General features: G+C 67.0%; 12 protein-coding genes. 6 read left to right on the top strand and 6 right to left on the bottom strand.

What is annotated here, in order from left to right; all coding sequences use genetic code 11:
* Positions 1 to 55: 55 nt before the first annotated feature.
* The 4 genes from OHA73_RS02645 to OHA73_RS02660 all read right to left on the bottom strand — a co-directional run bounded on the left by OHA73_RS02645 (position 56) and on the right by OHA73_RS02660 (position 5,508).
* Positions 56 to 2,449: an aminotransferase class I/II-fold pyridoxal phosphate-dependent enzyme gene (locus OHA73_RS02645; protein WP_327654016.1), complete on the bottom strand. Its 2,394-nt coding sequence runs from the start codon at positions 2,447 to 2,449 to the stop codon at positions 56 to 58.
* Positions 2,450 to 2,478: 29 nt separating this feature from the next.
* The gene (gene hppD, locus OHA73_RS02650; RefSeq protein ID WP_267072308.1) at positions 2,479 to 3,498 is read right to left on the bottom strand and encodes a 4-hydroxyphenylpyruvate dioxygenase; all 1,020 of its coding nucleotides are present in this window, start codon (positions 3,496 to 3,498) and stop codon (positions 2,479 to 2,481) included.
* 343 nt (positions 3,499 to 3,841) lie between these two features.
* The gene (locus OHA73_RS02655) at positions 3,842 to 4,303 is read right to left on the bottom strand and encodes a cold-shock protein (RefSeq protein ID WP_267073021.1); all 462 of its coding nucleotides are present in this window, start codon (positions 4,301 to 4,303) and stop codon (positions 3,842 to 3,844) included.
* 107 nt (positions 4,304 to 4,410) lie between these two features.
* Complete coding sequence (locus tag OHA73_RS02660) at positions 4,411 to 5,508, bottom strand: prephenate dehydrogenase (protein ID WP_267072307.1); 1,098 nt, start codon at positions 5,506 to 5,508, stop codon at positions 4,411 to 4,413.
* A gap of 641 nt (positions 5,509 to 6,149) precedes the next feature.
* Here OHA73_RS02660 and OHA73_RS02665 point away from each other — a divergent pair.
* The 4 genes from OHA73_RS02665 to OHA73_RS02680 all read left to right on the top strand — a co-directional run bounded on the left by OHA73_RS02665 (position 6,150) and on the right by OHA73_RS02680 (position 10,987).
* Positions 6,150 to 7,124 (top strand): ParB N-terminal domain-containing protein, encoded by a 975-nt coding sequence (locus tag OHA73_RS02665; RefSeq protein ID WP_327654017.1) that lies wholly within the window; start codon positions 6,150 to 6,152, stop codon positions 7,122 to 7,124.
* Positions 7,125 to 7,305: 181 nt separating this feature from the next.
* A complete protein-coding gene (locus OHA73_RS02670) occupies positions 7,306 to 8,361 on the top strand; it encodes a ParB/RepB/Spo0J family partition protein (protein ID WP_327654018.1) in 1,056 nt (351 codons plus the stop codon).
* A gap of 15 nt (positions 8,362 to 8,376) precedes the next feature.
* Positions 8,377 to 10,284 (top strand): molecular chaperone HtpG, encoded by a 1,908-nt coding sequence (gene htpG / locus OHA73_RS02675; protein ID WP_327654019.1) that lies wholly within the window; start codon positions 8,377 to 8,379, stop codon positions 10,282 to 10,284.
* Between the two features lie 49 nt (positions 10,285 to 10,333).
* A complete protein-coding gene (locus OHA73_RS02680) occupies positions 10,334 to 10,987 on the top strand; it encodes a response regulator transcription factor (RefSeq protein WP_266717759.1) in 654 nt (217 codons plus the stop codon).
* Between the two features lie 82 nt (positions 10,988 to 11,069).
* On the opposite strand, the gene OHA73_RS02685 is transcribed toward OHA73_RS02680, so the two are convergent.
* Positions 11,070 to 11,879, bottom strand: coding sequence for an alpha/beta fold hydrolase (locus OHA73_RS02685; protein WP_327654020.1), 810 nt, complete (start codon positions 11,877 to 11,879; stop codon positions 11,070 to 11,072).
* Positions 11,880 to 11,891: 12 nt separating this feature from the next.
* Entirely contained in the window at positions 11,892 to 13,484 is a 1,593-nt protein-coding gene (locus tag OHA73_RS02690) for an MBL fold metallo-hydrolase (protein ID WP_267072302.1), read from the bottom strand.
* Between the two features lie 303 nt (positions 13,485 to 13,787).
* Here OHA73_RS02690 and OHA73_RS02695 point away from each other — a divergent pair, with 303 nt between their 5' ends.
* Positions 13,788 to 14,003: an MbtH family protein gene (locus OHA73_RS02695; protein WP_323187306.1), complete on the top strand. Its 216-nt coding sequence runs from the start codon at positions 13,788 to 13,790 to the stop codon at positions 14,001 to 14,003.
* 116 nt (positions 14,004 to 14,119) lie between these two features.
* Positions 14,120 to 15,193: a serine/threonine-protein kinase gene (locus OHA73_RS02700; protein ID WP_267072301.1), complete on the top strand. Its 1,074-nt coding sequence runs from the start codon at positions 14,120 to 14,122 to the stop codon at positions 15,191 to 15,193.
* The last annotated feature ends 27 nt before the right edge of the window (positions 15,194 to 15,220 follow it).

Consider the following 15,220-nt stretch of genomic DNA (forward strand, 5'->3'; position numbering starts at 1 on the left):
CACATGCGGGGTTTGCTGAGCAGACGTTGTACGGGAGTGAGCACTTGTCGTCCTTTCAGTGCGAGGCCGCCGTCCTGATGAACCGCGCAAGGCGAGCGGTTCCCTCATGGATGTCGGCGTGGGAGAGGTAGCTCACGGACAGCCGGAGCGTGCGCTCCCCACCGCCCTGCGGATAGAAGTACGACATGGGCGTCCAGATGACGCCGAACTCCTCGGCCGAGCGCGCGAGTGCGGCGTTGTCGGCGAGGAAGGGGACGGTGACGGTGAGGAAGAAGCCGCCGCTGGGACGGTTCCAGCTCACGCCCAGTTCCTGCCGTTCGGCTTCGGTGATCGAGGCCTCGAGTGCTCGGAGGGTGGCCTTCATGGCTTCTCCGTAGTGGCACGCCGTGTCGACGTTGAGCTTGGTGACGCCGCCCTCGCCGGCGAGGAGCATTCCGCCGATCACGGCCTGACTGAGCGCCGAGGTGTTAACCGTCACCATGCTCTTGATCCGGCTGAGCTCGTCGGCGAGCAGGCAGGTGCTGCCCGAGGGATCCGTGACGAGCTGGTCCGCGACCGCGTAGCCCACCCGGGCACCGGGCAGGAGCGTCTTGGCGAAGGAGCCCAGCTGGACCACGCGCCGGTCGCGATCGAGCGACTTGAGTGTCGGCAGTTGCCGCCCCGGGCTCACCAGCCGGTAGGGGCTGTCCTCGAGGATCAGCAGGTCCTCGCGGGCGGCGAGCTTCAGCAGTTCGTGCCGCTCGTCCACCGTCATGACGCTGCCCGACGGGTTGGAGTGGTCGGGGATGACGTAGAAGGCGCGGGGGCGGCGGCCGCGGCCGCGTTCGGTCATGATGGCCGCTTCGAGAGCCGTGCAGCAAAACCCGTCGGCGCCTTCTTCGACCGCGGTCGGCTCGATGTCGAGCAGGCGTGCGGCACCGGTGATCCCCACATAGCAGGGGCTGGAGACGAGCAGGGCGTCGTCCGGGCCGGCGATCAGGGCACGCAGAGCGAGCAGCATCGCCTCCTGGCAGCCCACGGTGACGACGATGGACTCGGCCGGCACATCGATGCTCTCGTCCAAGCGCAGCGAATCGGCGATGAGCCCGCGGATCAGCCCGCTGGTGGGGCCGTACTGGAAGAGTGTGTCGCGGACCTGAGCTGGAGAACTGCCGGTGGCGGCCAGGTGGTCCATGTAGCGACGGATGTGCGTGAAGAGCTGCTCGGAGTCGAAGAAGCCGTCGTACGGACGGCCGGGGGCGAAGGAGATCGCGTCGGGGTAGCGGTGTGTGATCTCGTTGAGGAAGTTCATCGTGTCCAGCACCGGGTCGGAGACGCTTCCGTGCAGCTCCTCCCTCAGCAGCCCGGAGACATGCGGACGCGATCGCTCGGTGGCGGCGGAACGCCCACCAATCTCCGGGGCGGACACAGCGCTTCCCGAGACCAGTTCGGGGCCGGCGTCGGCGACCGAGGGGCAGCCGGCGAGTGTCATCGCTTCCGCCAGCTCCTCCGTCACGATGCCGAGCACGTCCGCGACACCGTCCCGCCCCGCCGCTGCCAGGCCGTGCAGCACGGGGCGGCCCATCAGCACCGCGTCCGCCCCGAGTGCGAGAGCTGCCAGGACATCGCCGCCACGCCGGACGCCGCCGTCCAGCAGCACGGCGCAGCGGCCGGCGACCTCCGCGGAGACTTCGGGCAGGACGTCCAGTGTGGCCGCGGCTCCGTCCAGTTGGCGGCCGCCGTGGTTGGAGACGATGATCCCGTCCACGCCCGACTCCGTTGCCAGGCGGGCGTCATCGGCGGTCAGGATGCCCTTGAGCAGGACGGGCAGCGGGCTGACGGCGCGCAGCCACTCGACGACGGTCCAGTCGAGAGCCGGGTCGAACGCCTCCCGTGCGTGCTCGCCAGGTGCGGAGTAGCCGGTACCGGAGAGATTGGCCGGTTCGATCCCGGGCGGCAGCCGGAAGCCGTTGCGCTCGTCCCGCAGCCGACGGCCGAGGCGGGGGGTGTCGACGGTGAGAACCAGCGCCTCGAAGCCCGCCTCCACTGCGCGTTCGATGAGGGCGCGGGTCACGCCACGGTCGCGGAAGCAGTAGAGCTGCAGCCAGAGGGGGGCCGTGGTGACGGCCGCGATGTCGTGGAAGGCACGTCCGGCGAAGGTGCTGACGACGAGTGGGACTGCGGCTGCCCCGGTCGCCGCGGCCGTGGCCACCTCCCCGTCGGAGTGGGCCAGCGTGTGGTAGGCGACGGGCGCGACTCCCAGCGGCGCAGCCCAGGTGCGGCCGAGGATCCGGGTGCTGAGGGCGGGCCGCGTCACCGCGGAGAGCACCCGCGGGCGGAGCCGGACCCGGTCGAAGGCCGCCGTGTTGTCGGCGAGCGTCCGCTCGTCGCCCGCTCCGCCGGTGACGAAGTCCCACACTTCCGGGTCCAGGCGCCGCTGGGCCAGCTCGGCGTAGTCGGCCAGGGTCAACGTGCCGTCCGCTCCGTTGCCACCATCGTTCATTCGGCGGCCAGCCGGTCGCGCTCAACCGCTTCGTACAGGGCGCGGATGTTGCCGCCGCCGAAGCCGCGGGAGCCGCGGCGCTGAATCAGCTCGTAGAACAGCGTGTTGCGCTCGTGCGGTGAGCGGCTGAACAGTTGCAGTAGATCGCCCCATTCATCGCGGTCCGCCAGCACTTGAGCCGAGCGCAGCACGTCGATCTCCGCCCGCAGCCCCGGAAGGCGTTCGGCCAGGCCGTCGTAGTAGCTGTCCGGAACGTCCAGGAACTCCACGCCCCGGTCCCCGAACTCGTGGACCGCGTGAACGATGCTTTCCACCAGGAACGCCAGGTGTTGCACCCCTGGGCCGCTGTTCCGCTCGAGGAAGGCGTCGAGTTGGCCCGTGCCCTTCTGCTGGTCGGGTGCGACGAGCGTGAAGGTGACCCGGCCCGACGAACTGCGCACCACGACGGAGTCCATGGCGTGCTCGCCGACGTCCACGTACTCGGAGGAGTAGCGGGACAGCCCGAAGGCGTCGCTGTAGAAGTCGGCGTAGCCGGCGAGCGAGCGGCCCTCCACACAGATCGCAATGTGGTCGAGCAACTGGATTCGGCCGGTGCCCGGACTGCTCGACCCGTCCGGCAGCGCGGCCCAGTCGGGCCCGCCGAACAGGCCCGAGCCGTGCGTGCGGGAAACGAGGGTGTGCACGACGCCGCCGAATCCGGAGACCGTCCGGGTGTCCTTCGTGGAAGCAGTCATCGAGGCTCCCGCAGCCACCGCCGACCGCGCGCTCTGGTCGACGTCGTCACAGGCCAGCGCGATATCGGCAATACCGTCCCCGTGCGTGCCGAGGAACTCCCAAGTGGCCGGCCCCGTGGTGACCACGAGTTTCACGCTGCCCTGCTGCAGCAGCGCGGAACTCCGGTCGACGCCCACCGACTCCGCGGTCTGCCTGAACCCCATCGATGAGACGAAATAGTCGACGACCGATTTCTTCTTGCTCGTATACAGCTCAACGTATGCGACGTCATGCACAGCCATGTATTGCCTCCCGGGCGGGCTCAATACCGATTTGGCGCGTCACCAGCGCCATTCCTGCTGACCCAAGGCCCGACGCACTATGACGTGTCACGTTTCCGAAGAACAAGGCCGTACAACTGCACAACCGTGTCCAACTGACGCGGTACGCACTTGAACACCCCCCGGTGACCTTTCGGGGATTGATGGTCACGGCAGCCGCACGCCTTGATCCTTAATGCGCCTCGGCAGGTCAGGAGGTGGCTGCGGAAACGAGGACGGCCACCGCAATCATGATCGCCCCTACGGACGACAGACGCGGTGGCCGTGGCAGCCAATGATCAACTCGCTGTGAGCGCCATTGGGTTCACCATTCGATCCATCCGTGACTCTCGCTGAATTTCACCAATTCTTGGCGGAGCTGCAAAACCTGATCCGCCGTCAGAGACGGTCCCGCCTTCAGCAGCAATTCGGTGATCTCCCTGGTGTACTCCACACCCGTGAGCACGTCACACATCGAATCGTCGCCGTCCTCCGACGTGACCGTCCCGCCTTTCCCGCTGGGCACCGACAGCGTCGGCGCCGCGGAAGCGTCGGCCCCGTCGGCGGTTTGAGCAAGCCTGATACCCGAGGCCTTCAGCCCTCGCCCACCGTCCTCGACCTCGAATTCGACCGCCAGCCCCGAGCGCAGAGACGCCTCGGGAATCAGCAGGTCGTTCACGTGCAGGAAGATGTCCTCCCCAGCACCGTCCGGAGCGATGAAGCCGTAACCCCGCGAGCTGTCGAACCGCACCACACGTCCAGAAGCCACACGTACCCCCCAACACATCTGGGCCCCTTGCCCAGCCACCATGTGCGGGGATCGTAGCTCTTGCACCGGCCCGGCACAGAAGTGCTCAACCACAGCCCGACGCGGGCCCCCTCGTTCAACACGCTTCAGCGCCGTCGCCATTCGCCGTTGCGGAGTTCCGTCGTGAGCACGTCCATCAGATCCCGGGCCACGCTCAGATGGACCAGCCCGGCCGGCTGGCCGGCCGAGTGCTCGAGGCGTACGTCCTCGACGTTGACGCCGGCGCGCGAGGCATCGGTGAAGAGCCGGGCCAACTCGCCCGGCTGGTCGCCGATCTCGATCGTCACCGTCTCGTACTGCTCCGGCAGAATGCCGCGTTTTGCGGGGATCCGGGCGCGGCCCGACCGGCCGCGACGCAGCAGGTCCTCGACCGTACGCGCGCCGCCTTCACGCTTCTCCTCGTCCGTGGCCGCCATGGCGCGCAGACCCGCGACGGCGTCGTCCATTCCGCCCGACAGCTCCTCGAGAAGGTCGGCCACCACCAGTGCGTTGGCGCCGAGGATGTCCACCCACAATCCCGGGTCCGCAGCCGCGATGCGGGTGAGGTCCTGGACGCCCGAGCCCGCGAGGCGCACTGCCCGCTCCTCGGCCCGCTCCAGGAGAGCTGCGACCAGGCTCGCCACAACGTGCGGAGCGTGCGAGACGAGGCCGACCGCCCGGTCATGCACGTCTGCCTCCATGACCACGGGCACGGCCCCGCACAGGGCCACGAGTTCGAGCGTGGTGTTCAGCGTCTCGGTGTCGGCGTCGGGCGTCGGGGTGAGGACCCAGTTGCACCCGACGAAGAGGTCCGCACGGGCGGCGAGGGGGCCGCTGCGCTCACTGCCCGCCATCGGGTGGCCACCGACATAGCGTGCGGTGTCGCAGTCCCGGGCGAGAGCTTCCTGCTGCGGGCCGGACTTCACGCTGGCCACATCGGTGTAGTGCCGCGCGACGCCGTCGGCCTGCAGACCGACGAGGACGTCGGTCACCAGCGCCGGGGGCACGGCCACGACGGCCAGATCCACGGATTGCCGCGGGGCCTCCACCGTGCCGGCGCCGAGCGAGGACGCGATCCTCACTGCGGCAGGATCCGCGTCCCGCAGATGCACAGCCACGCCGCGGGCCTTCAGAGCGAGCGCGGCCGAGGTCCCTATCAGACCCGTACCGACCACGAGAGCACTTTCCATGGTGACCGCATCCATTTCCTTGGCAGTAAACGGCTGAGGATGCTGCGGACAAGGCGCGGGGGCACTCAACATCCAATGTCCGGGCAACTGCCCTGGTGACGTGTTTCGCACCGGTTCGGACACTGGAGCGGATGATGATATTCCATTTCCTGCCGGAATCACAGGGTCCACACATTGTGATCTGTTTTCCCGCTGGCCGCATATCTCACTTGGTTGACATCGCAACACCACAAGCTAGCCTATGAAGGACGAAACAGGGGCGGGAGCGAACGGGGGTAACCGCGCTGTGGTGAGAGGTTTTCACTGGGTTGCGAGAAGCGGTCGGCCGCATTCTTTCAGTGCGTGCTGCAGGTTCCGCTAGCCACGGCCTTTCTTTTTTGGCACAACCTCTCCATTCCGGCATTCACGCGAATCCGCCGCCTACGTACATCACGTACGGGCGGCCAGTAGCTGTGTCGGCTCGCGGGTGCCTACCCCTGTCAGCTCAAACTTCACTACCGGGGGATGGTTTGAGTAGCCTTGAGCACGGAACGAACGGGATTAACCTCGAGTCGGCAAACTTATCGGCAGATGCCGAGGGGGATCTGGAGCTTCTACCAGAAGAAGTTTCGGAACTACCCATAGCGCTACTGCAGTTCAGCGAATCACCTCGCCTGGTGGGGCAGAGCAAGAAATACACCGAGCAACTCGCGCAGAGCGAGACACCATTTCCGCCCATACTGGTGAACGGGCGGAATATGCAGGTGATCGACGGCGTGCATCGCGTCCTGGCGACCATCCTCAAAGGCCGGAAAACCATCGAGGCACGCGTCGTGAATTTATCACGGAACGACGCCTTTCTGCTCGCCATCAAATCAAATACACAACACGGCCTGCCGCTGTCGCTGGCCGACCGACGTGCGGCGGCAGCGCGACTCAGCGCCTCCCATCCCCACTTGTCCGATCGCATGATCGGAGAGGCGTCCGGGCTGAGCGCCAAGAGCGTGGCCGTCATCCGGCGTTCAACTGCGTCCGGGGCGGAGTTGAACGTCCGCGTCGGCAGGGACGGCAGAGCCCGGGCAGTGGACCGGGCGGCAGGCCGGCACCGGGCCGCAGAGGTGATCGCCCTGAACCCGCAGGCCTCCTTGCGGGAAGTGGCACGCCGTGCCGGGATCTCGCCGGCGACGGCGAGTGACGTGCGCAAGCGGGTCCTCGCCGGCGAGGACGTCGTCGGCGAGTCGCCGAGGACGACCGCCATCGCCCTGGAGTCGTCGCCGGAGTCGGCCCCCGAGCCTCCGCAGATCCAGGTGCAGGAGAAGCAGGAGAAGCAGGAGAAGCAGCAGAAGCAGCAGAAGCAGCAGAAGCAGCAGAAGCCGATATCCCTGCTGAAACCGTTGCTGCACGATCCCGCCATCCTCGACGCGGACCTGGGCAGACGGCTGGTGAGCACGCTGCGGAAGAACCTCGTGGGGCACTACCAGTGGCTCGAACTGGCCGACGCCGTGCCGTCGCACTGCGGTGCCCTGGTCATCGCGCTGGCGCAGCAGAACGCGGACAAGTGGCAGGCATTCGCGCAGGCACTGGACGAGCGGGCGCTCCCCTCACCTCAACTCGCCGCAGACCAGGACGACTGCGCAGCGCCGGCGAGTTGAACCGGTACCGACGCCGCAGGACGACGCCGGTCCCCCGCTCGCCTACCGCTGAACGTGCCCGCATTTCCGTGTCCCGCCGCGGACCACCATCACCGGAAAACCAGCCAACCGCTTGCCGGTCGCGTCACCCTTTCCGCACCCCCACGCGAAATGGCAGCCGCCCACACGCGAGGTGATCGCATTGCAGCAGTTCGACACCAGCATCGTTTCCCCTGTTCCGCGCCGGTCGTCCGACGACCTCGAGGAACAGGAACATGAGCATTCCGCAGAACACGAACAGGAAATCGTCACGGTCGCGATTTCAGCGTTACGTCCGGGTGATTCACCGCGCATCGAGGGCGAGGACCGGGAGCATATCATTCGCTTGGCAGAAACCGAAGGTCCGCTGCCTCCGATAATCGTCAACAGGCACACCATGCAGGTGGTTGACGGGGTGCATCGCGTCTTCGCCGCGGTCCTGCGAGGCGATACCAAGATCGCAGCAGTATTCTTCGACGGTAGCAGAGAAGACGCCTTCTTATTTGCCGTCCGGGCCAATTCCACTCACGGTCTTCCGCTGTCACTTGCGGATCGCCGCACCGCGGCGGATCGGATCCTCGTCTCTCATGGACACATGTCGGATCGGGCGATCGCACGTGCCACCGGTCTGGGGGCCAAGACGATCGCCACCCTCCGCGGCCGCCTCGCGCCTGCCGCGCCGCAGGTGCGCGTCGGAATCGACGGCAAGGTCCGCCCGTTGAGCAGCGTCGAGGGCCGCCGGCGAGCCGCCCAGGTGCTGGCCGAACGTCCAGACGCCTCCTTGCGCGAGGTGGCCAGGTTCGCCGGCATCTCACCCGCTACGGTCACCGACGTCAAGAGGCGGCTCGCGGCCGGCGAACCTCCGGCAGGAACGCTGCACTCCGTACCCGGGGCCGACCCCCCGGTCCGGCCGGCCCCGGAGCAGGCGGCGCCGTCACGCAGCCAACGCCGGGAAGCCCCGGTGAAGATCGACCCCGGACGCGCACTGCAGATGCTGATGCGTGATCCCTCGTTGCGCCACAAACAGGTCGGCCGCGAGCTGCTGCGCCTCCTTCACCACAACATGAACGTGATGAGCGAGTGGCCGGAGCTGCTGGACACAGTGCCGGAGCACTGCACCCGGACGACGGCCGACCTGGCCCGGCAGTACGCCGAGAACTGGATGAAGTTCGCCGAACATCTCGGAAAACGTGGCTGTTCAGCAGTTCCCGCAACCTGACACGAAGGGAAAGCAATGGCACTGCAGGCGAATACGGAGACGCATGAATTTCAGGCCGAGGCCGCGCAGATTCTGGACCTCATGGCCCATTCGCTCTACAGCAACAAGGACATTTTTCTACGCGAGTTGATTTCGAATGCGTCGGACGCCATCGACCGGCTCCGGTTCGAACGGAACTCCCACCCGGAACCGGCCGGTGACGAGCAGGACGAAGCGCCGCGGATCCGGGTCACGTTCGACAAGGACGCGGGCACGATCACCATCGCCGACAACGGCATCGGCATGAGCCGCCGGGAAGTGATGGCCAACATCGGCACCATCGCCCGCTCAGGCACCGCCGAGTTCATCCGGACGCTCACCGGGGACCAGCGCCGCGACTCCGAGCTGATCGGCAAATTCGGCGTCGGCTTCTATTCCGCGTTCATCGTCGCGGAAAGAGTGGTGCTCACCTCGCGGCGGGCCGGGCTGCCCGCGTCCGACGGCGTGCGCTGGTCGTCGGACGGCAAGGGCGAGTACACGCTGGAGGCCGTCGAGCGCGCCGAGCGCGGCACCACCATCGTGCTCGAGCTGCGCGAGGGCGAGGACGAGCTGCTGAACGAACACCGGCTTCGCTCGATCATCGAGCGGTACTCGGACCACATCAGCCAGCCGATCGTGATGGATCAGGACGAGGCCCCGGTGAACCAGGCGTCGGCCCTGTGGGCGCGCCCGAAGAGCGAGTTGAGCGAGCAGGACTACCACTCCTACTACCGGCACCTCACGAACGACTTCTCCGATCCGCTCGCCCATCTGCACACGAAGGTCGAAGGACGGTACGAGTACACGCTGCTCCTGTTCATCCCGTCCCGCGCGCCGCACAACCTTTGGGTCCCGCAGGCGCGCGACGGCATACGTCTGCACATCCGGCGCGTGTTCATCCTCGAGGACTCCGGACAGCTGCTGCCGAATTACCTGCGATTCCTGCGCGGGGTCATCGACTCGGCCGACCTTCCACTGAATGTCTCCCGGGAGATTCTCCAGGGGAGCCAGGCTGTCGCCCATATCCGTTCCAGTGCGGTCAAGAGGGTCCTGAAGCTGCTGAAGGAACTGGCGGACAACCAGCCGGAGAAGTACGCCGACTTCTGGGCGCAGTTCGGCAGCGTATTCAAGCAGGGCATCGCCGACGACCCTCCCCACAGGGAGGACATCACCGAGCTCCTTCGCTTCACCTCCACCCGCTCGGAGACGCAAGCCGCCGACGTCTCGCTCAGCGACTACGTGGCCCGGATGAAGGAGGGCCAGGACAGGATCTACTACCTGCTTGCCCCCAGCCCGGCCGCCGCCGCGACCAGCCCGCACCTTGAGGCATTCCGCGCCAAGGGTATCGAGGTGCTCCTGCTGGGTGAGGCGGTGGACGGCTTCGTCGTCTCCGGCCCGCTGCGCGAGTACCAGGGGAAGCATCTGCAGTCCGTGGCCCAGGGGCCGCCCGACTTCGGCGACTTGGCGGACGAGGCCGAGAAGGAGGCCGCCGACCAGGCGGACTCCGACTACGCCGCGCTCCTTGGCCGACTCAAGGCGCACCTCGCGGGCAAGGCATGGGACGTACGCCTGACCAGCCGCCTGACGACCTCCCCCGCATGCATCGTCACCGACGGAGCGGAGACCGATTTCACCGCAGTGCAGCGGCTGCGCGGCTCAGGGCTGCCCAACCAGCCGATCCTCGAAATCAACCCCCGGCACGTCCTGGTCGAGCGGCTCAACCGCGGGCTGGACGACCCGCACCTGCCCGCCTGGGCACACGTCCTGTTCGACCAGGCGGTCCTTGCCACGGGCGCCCGGATCGAGACGCCAGCCACGTTCGTCACCCAGCTCAACGACCTGCTGATGTCGCTGGCGGCGGACGCCTCCGAACCTCCGACCGCACAGCCGTCGGACGAATCCTGACGGGTCTTGCACACTGCCGCGGCAACGCAGATCTGTGCCAATCTTGAGCATGCGAATTCTGGTGGCCGAGGACGAGCGTTTCCTGGCGGACCTGGTGGTCGAGGGACTGCACGATGAGGCAATGGCGGTCGATGTCGCCTATGACGGGGCTACGGCGCTGGAGCGCCTCGCCGTCAACGACTATGACGTACTGGTACTGGACCGCGACCTGCCCCGGGTGCACGGCGACGAGATCTGCCGCACCGTGGCCCAGCTCGGGTCGCGGGTACGCATCCTGATGCTGACCGCCTCCGGCGCGGTGCACGACCGGGTCACGGGACTGAATCTGGGGGCCGACGACTACCTGGCCAAGCCCTTCGCCTTCGACGAACTGGTGGCGCGGGTCCGCGCGCTCGGGCGCCGCGCCGGGCCGCCGCTGCCCCCGGTGTTGGAGTGCGGCGACATCAGCATGGACACGGCGCGCCGACAGGCGTCCCGCGATGGGCGCTACCTGGCGCTGTCCCGCAAGGAGTACGCGGTGCTTGAGGTGTTGATGCGGGCGAGGGGCGCGGTCGTCAGCACCGAGGAACTGCTGGAGCGGGCCTGGGACGAGTACACGGACCCGTTCACCACGGTCGTCAAGGTGACGATGAGCAAACTCCGCTCCAAGCTCGGCGATCCGCCCGTCATCGTCACCGTGCCGGGAAGCGGCTACAGGCTTTGAGCCCACATGAGCCGGTGCCAGAACGCTCGTTGGCGGGTCGGCACCACTGCGTCGCCGGCCCGCCAACTGCATGGCTCATGGGTCAGTACTTGTCGAAGAACTCCACAATCGCCTCGTTGACCGGCTCCGGGCGCTCCAGATGTCCAAGGTGCCCGCAGCCCGGAATCTCCACCAAGTCGCAGTTCGGGATGGCGGCTGCCACTTCCGCGCCGAGGTGCGGCGGTGTGACGGCGTCATCGCCGAAGGTGATGACGCGGCAGGGAGCAGTGATCCTGCCGAGCGCCGATCGGCGGTCCTGGTTGGTGTCGATCCACTGCTGGCCTGCGGCGACAGTTTCCCCGTCACCGCCGGCCAGTTCGAAGATCTCCAGCCACGAAGCCACCGTCGCCTCATCGTTGAGGGTGTCCGGCGAGAGCATGTGGAGCACCGAGCTGACCGCTCGGTACTTCGGTGGCAGCGTGACGCCGCTCTCCAGCAGGGCCCGGTCCGCCGCGGACTGCGCCCGGCGCAGCACATCCGACCGGGCGCGGGTGGCCAGGAGCACCGCGGAGCGGACCAGGTGAGGTTCGCTGATGGCGAGTTCCTGGGCGATCAGCGAGCCCAGCGAGGTGCCGAGAATCCGGCACGGTGCCAGGTCCAGCGCCTCGATCAGCCCCTTGGTGTCGGCGATCAGGTCCGCCAGCGCGTACTTGCCCGGCGGGGCGTCCGACGGCGCGATCCCGCGATTGTCGAAGGTGACGGTCGCATAACCGGCCCGGTGCAGCGCCGGCGTCTGGTACATGTCCCATGCGTGGCCGGCCGCGGCCGACCCCATGATGAGCAGGACCGTCTCGTCGCCCCGCCCCGACCGCTGGTAGGCGAGCCGAATCCCGTTGGACTTCAGAAATGGCATCGTCGCGCCCCTTTACCAGCGCCACTCGCGCTTGTTGAACAGGTGTTCCGCGTGGACGTCCTGCGCCTTGCACCAGGTGAGGAACTCCTCGATCTGCTGGATCTGGAAGGTGTCGGGCGTGTACGTCGTCGCCATGACGTGGCCCTGCCAGCTCTCCTCGCCCATGGCGTACACGTACGCCTCTCCGGCTCCGAGCTCCGTCATGATCGCGGCTGCCTGCTCGGCGTTCGAACCCGACAACTTGCGCGAGTCGCTCATCTTCTTGGTCACCGGCCGTGTCAGCAGTCCCTGGTAGAGCCAGGTCAGCGGGGCGCCGTCACACTCCATGCCCAGGAACGCCTTGTCGACGCCGCCCAGGTGCGAGCGGATGTACTGATACAGCACCGGGTCGATGCCCGAGGAGTCCGCGCCGATGAACGCCGACAGGCCGGCCAGCTGCACGAAGTAGGTCGACTTGGAGCGAATGTCGAGGTCGGAGTGCTCGCCCAGGAACGGCGTGGCCACCACCCGGGCGCCGCCCGGCAGCGGTACCTCGTCGAAGTCGTCGACCTCGATCACCGTGAAGCCCATGGACTTGAGGTAGAGACCGATCGACGGGTCGCACAGGTTGCCCCGCGACGAGCGGGGGACCACGACCGCGTCGGTGCGCGCGCGCAACTGCAGCAGGGTCTCCAGCACGATGTGGTCCTGGTGCCCGTGCGTGATCAGCGCCAGATCGATGTGATCCGGCAGGTCGTCGAGGGTGTAGCGGTCGCCGTGACGGTTGTCCGTGCTGATGAAGGGATCGACCACGACGGCGGCCTCCGGGCTCTGCAGCACCAGGCATGCGTGTCCGAAGTAGCGGATCCGGCCGCCGTTTTCGATGTGCCGGTCAGGTGCGAGGCTCGGCTCGGGGGCGAGCAGCCGGTCCAGCTGGGCGGCCTGGTCGCCGTCGAGCTCGAGCGCCTCGTGCAGGTGGGCGGCGGTCGTGCCCTCGATCCGCGCCCTCATCAGCTCGTCCAGACCGGGGTGGTCGAAGGGGATCTGCAGATCCAACACGTCGGGCGAGGGCAGCCGGGGGGTGCTGAGGATGAACGGCCGCTCCACGCCCTCGTCGAGGGAGAGTTGGACGGACTGGCGGCGCCGGTCAAAGGCCTTGCTGTGGTAGAGCAGCGGCTCGATGAGGTGCACGGACGCCTGATTGCTGGTGTCGTAGGCCAGCTCCACCAACCCGTTCAGCGCCGCCGGCAGCTTCGGGTACAGCGGTGTGAGATCGAAGCCGGTGGCGTTCTGCCGCAGCAGCTCGTCCGCCTCCGCCACGGCGGCAGCGAACGCGAGCATGTCCGCCCGCTCGCGCTTGATCGTGTCCAGCAGCTCGGCGACCTCCGTCGCACGCGACTCCTCGACGTTGACGAAGTATCCGCCGCGCAGAGCGGGGTTGCTGCTGGCCGCGATGTGCACTTGCGGGGACTGGAGGTACGACTCGAGCAGCGGCACCTGCACATTCGCCAGGTTCATGGAGGCCTGAGCGGGCGCAACGATGTGCATCCACGCATAGAACCTGTCCACCAGCGGTTCGATGATCGCATTCGATCGAAGAAATACTCGGTCTCGGCTGTCAGGCATCTGAGCCCCCCTGTACGGAATTTACGCTGCCGTTTTGCAGGCACCCGGCTCGCTGCGAACTGATTCCGCGCATACGCCTGCGCCGCACCTGGCTACTAACGCACCACAGCACCCCAGCTGCGTCAACGCCGACCGGCCTCCGTTCAACGTGCGAAACGCCGCAGTTGAACGGCTACAAGGCCGGCGCTACGGGTGGGTGAACGCCACCTGTACCGTCGGCTCTTGATGCGTCGCGAATACCTGTGCCACAGTGGATCCGCTCGTCGCTGTGGTCCCTTTTCGTCGAGGAATAAGGACAGCCTGGTGCCCAATCCATTCGAGGATCCCGACGCAAGCTATCTGGTCCTGGTCAACGATGAAGGCCAGCATTCACTGTGGCCCGTCTTCGTGGATGTACCCGACGGTTGGGAGACCGTATTCGGCGAGGCGCCCCGGGAAGATTGCCTCGAGTACATCGAGAAATCGTGGACCGACATGCGGCCCAAGAGCCTGATCGAAGCCATGAAAGCCACCGACTAGAGCGCGCCCACGGCGCCCTCGGCGTCGCACGCAAGGCCGTTCGTGATCGGCCGTCAGGTTCGCCTGGCGGCCGATTCGCGTTCCGGTCGGTTGCGAGGAGAGGGACAGGAGTACCGATGCACGCAGCAGTCGATGCCCCAAGCCTGTCGCACGATGCCCGACTGGCCACATACAGCACCGTTTCCACGGCTCTTGACCTGCACAGTGATCGAGGACTGCGCGAACTCGTGGACACCGCCGAACCACTCGGGCTCGTCGGCGGAGGGCGGCCGGCCCGGCTGGAGGTCTCCGGCACACCGGTCTTCGTGAAGCGGGTACCCCTCACCGAGATGGAACGGCTGCCGGAGCACACCCGGTCCACGGCGAACGTGTTCGGACTCCCCGCCTACTGCCACTACGGCATCGGCACTCCCGGTTTCGGGGTGTGGCGGGAGGTCACCACCCACACCATGACCACGAACTGGGTGCTGGCAGGGCAGTACCAGGGCTTTCCCCTGATGTATCACTGGCGCATCCTGCCGGACACGGGACTCAACCTTTCACGGGAGCGCGTCGAACGGGCCATCGCCTACTGGGGAGGCGGGCCCGAGGTACGCCGTCGCATCGAGGCCCTTCAACAGTCCTCGGCAAGCCTGGTGCTGTTCCTCGAATTCATCCCGCAGACACTGCAGGAGTGGCTCACCGAACAGATTCGAGCCGGTGACGAGACCGCCGACCTTGCCTGCTCTCTCGTGGAACGGGAACTCGAGGCCGGCACATACTTCATGAACGACCGCGGCCTCCTGCACTTCGATGCCCACTTCCAGAACATCCTGACCGACGGCCGGCGCCTGTACTTCGCCGACTTCGGCTTGGCTCTCTCCTCCCGCTTCGACCTGTCGCCCGCCGAGTACGACTTCTTCAACACACACAGAACGTACGATCGCGCGTACTCAATCAGTTACTTGGTGAACTGGCTGACCACGGCACTTTACGGACACAAGGGGAGTGAACGGGAGCTGCTGATACGCGCATGCGCCGAAGGGAAGCCCCCTCCGGCGGGCCCGCCGAAGGCCACGGCGATCCTGACCCGCCATGCGCCGCTTGCCACAGTCGTGACCGACTTCTACCGCAAACTGCAGAACGAGAGCCGGCAGACCCCGTACCCGCTGGAGGAGATCCGCAGAGCCCTCACGGCACGCCACGGTTGAGGATTCACCGCCTCCTTACCAGCGATC

This window comes from Streptomyces sp. NBC_00483 (genome assembly GCF_036013745.1).
GTDB lineage: Bacteria > Actinomycetota > Actinomycetes > Streptomycetales > Streptomycetaceae > Streptomyces.